Source organism: Roseisolibacter sp. H3M3-2, assembly GCF_029211165.1.
Lineage (GTDB): Bacteria > Gemmatimonadota > Gemmatimonadetes > Gemmatimonadales > Gemmatimonadaceae > Roseisolibacter.
On sequence record NZ_JARGEK010000728.1, the window covers coordinates 1 to 857 of the forward strand.

The following is an 857-nucleotide window of genomic DNA, read 5'->3' on the forward strand; positions in this document are numbered from 1 at the left end:
GACGGTGTCGGCGAGCGACTGCGCGCCGGCGGCGCGGGCGGCGGCGGCGGCGACGAGCGGCGCGGCGGCGCGGGACGCGGCGCGCACGGTCAGGCGCGGACGGTCGCGTTCATCATCGGGAAGACGTCGAACGACGCGACGCCGGAGGTGACGGCGGGGTCGGCGCCGCCGATCGCGCGCACCTCGTCGGCCGACCGCGCCTCGACGACGGCGAGCCCCCACACGCCGGCGGGGTCCATCACCGGCCCGTAGACGACGGCGCGCCGCGCGTCGAGCAGCTCGCGCCAGTACGCGCCGTGCGCGCCCATGGCCGCGCGCTCGGCGTCGGTCATGTCCATCGGGAACGTCGGGCGCGGGGAGATCAGCTTGTAGACGAAGAACTGCGCGTCGCTCACCGTGGGGCTCCGGGTCGTGGGTGCGCCGGGATCATGGCGCCGGCGCGGACGCCGCCACCAGCCCGCGCGGCCGCCTCTTCACGACTCTCTGACGCCGGCGCCGCGCCCCACGCGCTCTGGTGCTCACGCCCCCACGCTCACGCCGCGGAGCGCGTACCCGGCGCCCGGCACCGTCACGAGGTGGCGCGGCTCCGCCGGCCGCGCCTCGAGCTTGCGCCGCAGCCCGACGATCAGCATGTCGAGGCGCCGCGAGCCCGGCTCGTGCGCGACGTGCCACGCCGCGCGCGTGAGCGCGTCGCGCCCCACCGGACGCTCGGCGGCGGCGGCCAGCGCGGCGATCACGTGACACTCGCGCGCGCCGAGGTGGGTGAGGAGTCCGTCGCGCAGCGCCGTGCGCGCCTCCAGGTCCACCAGCGCCTCGCCGACCCGCAAGCGCGACGCCGCGCACGCCGCCGGCGCCCT

2 protein-coding genes are annotated in these 857 nt (G+C 78.6%); both read right to left on the minus strand.

The window, feature by feature from the left end:
* Positions 1 to 89 precede the first annotated feature (89 nt).
* On the minus strand, positions 90 to 395 hold the full coding sequence (locus PYV61_RS26035; RefSeq protein WP_275836800.1) for a YciI family protein: 306 nt from the start codon (positions 393 to 395) through the stop codon (positions 90 to 92).
* 123 nt (positions 396 to 518) lie between these two features.
* Positions 519 to 857 (minus strand): winged helix-turn-helix domain-containing protein (locus tag PYV61_RS26040; RefSeq protein ID WP_275836801.1); only part of this gene is annotated, 339 nt, incomplete at its 5' end.